Annotated in this window: 3 protein-coding genes; all 3 read right to left on the bottom strand. The window is 43.4% G+C overall.

Translation table 11 applies throughout. The annotated features are described in order from the left end of the window. Window positions 1–265: 265 nt before the first annotated feature. Window positions 266–1252: a thiamine-phosphate kinase gene (gene thiL, locus MUP17_04715; protein MCJ7458272.1), complete on the bottom strand. Its 987-nt coding sequence runs from the start codon at window positions 1250–1252 to the stop codon at window positions 266–268. A gap of 159 nt (window positions 1253–1411) precedes the next feature. Beyond that, the gene (locus tag MUP17_04720) at window positions 1412–2902 is read right to left on the bottom strand and encodes a hypothetical protein (GenBank protein MCJ7458273.1); all 1491 of its coding nucleotides are present in this window, start codon (window positions 2900–2902) and stop codon (window positions 1412–1414) included. Window positions 2903–2975: 73 nt separating this feature from the next. Beyond that, a complete protein-coding gene (locus MUP17_04725; GenBank protein ID MCJ7458274.1) occupies window positions 2976–4169 on the bottom strand; it encodes an amidohydrolase in 1194 nt (397 codons plus the stop codon). Window positions 4170–4313: the final 144 nt, after the last annotated feature.

The following is a 4313-nucleotide window of genomic DNA, read 5'->3' on the forward strand; positions in this document are numbered from 1 at the left end:
CCACCTCCCTTTTCCCCGTAGGGGGAATTAATTCTTGCGCTTCGTTCGCCCCAACTTTCGAAAGCAAAGTAATACTTTGAAAAAAAATGTCAACTGTTTTTTAATTTTGGAGTGCATCATCCGTGATGATGCAAGCAGGGTAGCACCCTCAAACTTGTTTGAGGGTGATGCAGGAGCTTTAGGCAGACGCCTTGAATGGTTGCAACCCAGAACGGGCTTGATGATTTCACACAATGGCATCCATAGGATGCAATCCATAGAAAGATCAGAAGTGGGTATACCCGGTTTTCTTCAAGTCCTTTATTCTACCATCCAGGCCTAAAATCTTAACCCCTTCTTCCTTTTTTCTGATCTCTCCGATTAAAGTAACTTTAAACTTTCCTTTAGCCATTCTTTTTATCTTCTCCTCTTCTTCCGGGTTTAAGGTAAAAAGAAGCTCATATTCCTCTCCAGAGCTTAAAGCTAAATTCAAAGGCGAGAGGTTTAAAGATTTGCAGACTTTTGTAATCCTCTGGCTGACCGGGATTTTCTCTGCATAGATTAAAGCACCCTTGTCGCTTTCCTCGCATATATGGTGTAAATCCGAGGAAAGCCCATCACTTATGTCAATCATCGAGCTTATATTCAGGTTCCTGACCAGAAGTCTACTTTCCGAAACCCTCGGATAAGGGTTAAGATGTTTCTTGGTAATTGAGTTTTTTTTAGCTCTCGACTTTCTCAAGACTCTCAACCCCGCTTCAGCTTCACCTAAATCGCCGGTTACATAAATTAAATCCCCCATTCTTGCTCCACCTCTGGTTTTGAACAGATTTCTTTCAACTTCTCCTAAAAGTGAAATGGTCACAACCAAACCCTGAGGTGAAGAAAATATATCCCCACCTACGATAGGGCACTTAAATCTTGAGGAAAGGTTTTCCATCCCGGAATAAAGCTCAAGAACCTGTTCTTCCTTTATCCTTTTAGGAAGCCCCAGGGAAACCAGCCCGGCTAAAGGGATTCCTCCCATAGCTGCGATATCGCTTAAGTTGGTAGCCATGCTTTTCCATCCGATATCCTTAAAAGAAAAATATCTCAAGTCGAAATGAACCCTTTCCATCAGGGTATCAGTGGTGAAGATCAAAAGCTTGCCAGGTGAGCATTTGAGCACTGCGGCATCGTCCCCAATATTCAAAACCACCCTTTTATCTTTGGTATAGACTTTTCTTCTGATTAAATCTATCAGCCCAAACTCGCCTAATTCCTTCAGTCTCATTTTTAGGTTTCCTTTGTAGCGTCCTCACTCCTGTGAGGACGAATTTTCTTTGGAGTGCATTGATCTTGTCAATGCCTCCACGCATCGTCACGGACGATGCACTCCATATTTTCGTTGCCACAGGAGTGGCATCGCTACGATCTGAACCTCTTGTCAGCACTAATCTATTACCAGGGGACTCTTCCAGTAAAGGCGGGTGGCTCCTCTCTGAGTCCCGAACCAGACATAGTCACCCTCTAAGAGGAGGTCCTGGATATAGTTGTCTAAAAGCCCATCTTCTTTGAAAAACCCTTTCCAGGTGTTCTTAACTTTATTCAGCTTCCAGACACCCAGGATAGTTCCTACCCACAAGTAATTGTCATCGCATACGATTTTATTCACCTCTGAGCCGGGATAATTTGCCGGGGACTGGTAGATTTTTCTATCCCAGGTTTTCAGGTTCACCAGTACTACTGCCTCTGTGGTTCCGAACCAGAGCTCATCCTGGTATTTGAAAACCGATTTCACCCATTGATTTAAAAAACCTTCTGGTATGGTAAAGCGAATTACTTCGCCTGATCTCTTGTTAATCTGGAAAGCTCCCCGGTCCGTGCCAAGCCAGACGAAATTCGTATCTTTTTCAATCGAATAAATATAAGCCCCTCTGATCGGGTCATCTTTGATCCGGATAATTGAATCTCCCTTGGGATAATAAAGATTCAGCCCGAACCGGGTTCCTATCCAGAGTAGACCTGGATCAGATTTTAAGGCCGTGACCTGGTTATCCCATAGCCCTCTGAAACTGTCATAGGTGCGCCACTTATCCTTTTTCTTGTCATACCTCAATAGCCCATTGATGGTTCCAAACCAGACATACTGAGAATCTTTTTCCATACAGGTGATGCTCTTGTTGGCAAGATCAGAAAGTGTAGTCGATTCAAAATAGTCCCATTTTTCATCTTTGGGATTGTACCTGGTTAAGCCGGAAGTTCTGGAGACTAAAGTAGCGCCACCGAACCAGATATCATCCCCATCCAGAAGCAGGGCTTTTACGTCATCATTATAAAGTCCGGTTTTCAACATCTTCAGCTCTAAGGCGCGCAGAGATGCTACTCCAACATTCAGTCCCCAGGTTCCAATCCACAAGCTTCCCCACTGGTCAAAGAGACGGTCGGTAATCCGGTAGCGGTTCAGGTAAATATCAGTAATATAGCCGTCCGGAATAAAGGAGTAGCCATAATCCATAAAGAAAACTGGAAACACGAAATTAGCTGAGTCTCTATGCACAAGATTATCCGGGAAAGCCCCTCCATAATAGAACTCCTGAAAAGCCGGATTATACCTGCACACCCCGGAGGAGGTTCTAAACCAGATCTCGTTGCTCATAGGGTCATAGGCTATCTTCTGAATCCGATCATCTAATAACCCATCGCTTTCAGTCAAAGGCTCGATAAAATGATTAGCAAAGAAGTCATATCTGGACACCCCGCCAGTGGTACCAAAGTAGATGTAATTGAAGTCCTTGTCAATTGAGCTGACATATCTTAAAACCGTATAGCTTGTCCAATCACCCGGACGGTAAGGGAATTTAGAATAAGAGACAAAAGGAAAAGACAACTGCAGCAGAAATAAGAATATAAAGAGCGAAATAACGACCTTAATTTTTCCCATTTTAATTCTTCCTGTAATTAGAATTGTAGTTGCCCAATTTATTGGGCTTTTTTGTGCCTGATAAATCAGGCAACTACAACTGCTTCAGGAAATCGAAAGCTACCTGAGCTAACAAATTTGAGCCGATTTCTATTGCCTTTTCGTCCACTTTCCATTCAGGATGGTGCCAGGGATGGACTGCTCCAATCTTTTCATTTCTAATGCCTAATCTGATAAATGAACCCGGGACATTTTTGAGAAAATAAGCGAAATCCTCACCCCCCATCATCGGCTCTTTGATTTCAAATATTGCTTCCTTTCCGAAAAGTTTGCTGATGGAGCTTCTGACCAGATCTGTCATATCCGGGTTATTCACCAGAATAGGATAACCTTCATAATAATTAAGCTCGAAATCTGCACCATAACCCCTGGTGACGCCTGAAACTATTTCCTTCAAAAGGTCCGGTATCTTCTTTGTTATCCTTTTTTCCAGAGTTCTGGCTGTCCCTTTCAAGATTACTTTATCGCAGATTATATTTCTTGCACTCCCACCTTCGATTATACCTACACTTATGACTACTGACTTCAAAGGACTTATCCTTCTACTGGGTATGGTCTGCAGAGCCTGGATGACCGCAGATGCAACCACAATCGCATCAATACCGTCCTGGGGTCTGGCACCATGCCCGCCTTTGCCGATTATGGTTATGTCAAAATCATCCGCTTGAGCCATCATAGGACCGTTTTTGACCCCGATTTTCCCGATCGGGATAGAGGAATCAGAATGCAAGCCGAATATCCCATTTATCTCTGGGTTTTTAAGCACCCCAGCTTTGATCATCGGATAAGCTCCGCCCGGGGTTACCTCTTCGCTGGGCTGGAAGATGAATTTCACCTTTCCCGGCAGTTCATCTTTCAAACTTGATAGAATCTTAGCCGCACCGATAACACAGCTCATATGCACATCATGGCCGCAGGCGTGCATCTTACCCGGATTTTTTGATTTAAACGGAAGTCCGGTCATCTCAGTCACCGGAAGAGCATCCATATCCGCACGCAGGGCAACAGTTTTTCCTTTTTTGTTCTTATTCAGTAACCCCACAACTCCAGTCTTGGCAATCCCGGTTTTAACCTCTATTCCCAGTTTTTTCAGTTCTCTTACTACAATTCCAGAGGTTTTATATTCAGTATAAGCTATCTCAGGATACTGATGAAGTTCCCTTCTCAGTTTTACCAAGGAAGGGAAGAACTCTTTGGATAATTTTTTTATCTTTTCTTCAATTTTCATTCTAAACTCTTTTTTTTGCAGGGCTGGGAGCCCTGCCTACGTAGAAAAAGGATAAGGATTTCTCGTAGGTCGGGCACCCTTGCCCGACAATTTTTCCTATTTTTTAGACCTTACTCATTTCCCTTAAAACATCATTCGTTTACC

Source organism: Candidatus Zixiibacteriota bacterium, from assembly GCA_022865345.1.
Classification (GTDB): domain Bacteria; phylum Zixibacteria; class MSB-5A5; order MSB-5A5; family RBG-16-43-9; genus RBG-16-43-9.